This is a genomic window from Micromonospora sp. DT68, from assembly GCF_049847245.1.
GTDB classification, from domain to species: domain Bacteria; phylum Actinomycetota; class Actinomycetes; order Mycobacteriales; family Micromonosporaceae; genus Micromonospora; species Micromonospora profundi.
Genome location: NZ_JBNCNZ010000070.1, coordinates 1 through 393 on the forward strand (window position 1 = coordinate 1; position 393 = coordinate 393).

General features: G+C 67.2%; 1 protein-coding gene. It reads right to left on the reverse strand.

Features of this window, described 5'->3' with window-relative positions:
- A partial coding sequence (locus tag ACPXB1_RS30670; RefSeq protein WP_425736184.1) for an AMP-binding protein occupies positions 1 to 393 on the reverse strand: 393 nt, incomplete at both ends.

Here is a 393-nt window from a genome sequence, read left to right on the forward strand (position 1 = left end):
AGTCGGGGTCGCGGTGGCCGCCGGGGGCGGCGAGTACGAGGGTGGCTCCGGTGGTGAGGGGCCAGAAGAATTCCCAGACGGAGACGTCGAAGCCGAAGGGCGTTTTCTGAAGGACCCGGTCGCTGGCCTGGAGGTGGTAGGTCTCTCGCATCCAGGCGATGCGGTTGTGGAGTCCGCGGTGGGGGACTGCCACGCCTTTTGGTGTGCCGGTGGAGCCTGATGTGTAGATCACGTAGGCGGTGTCGTCGAGGGTGCAGCCGGCGTCGAACGTGGAGCCGGCGTTGACGCTCGGGTCGGCGTCGGAGGTGAAGCCGCCGGTGTCGGTGACGTCGAGGGTGTGGGTGGTGGGGAACGATTGGGTGTGGGTGCTTGTGGTGATGACCAGGGGTGGGT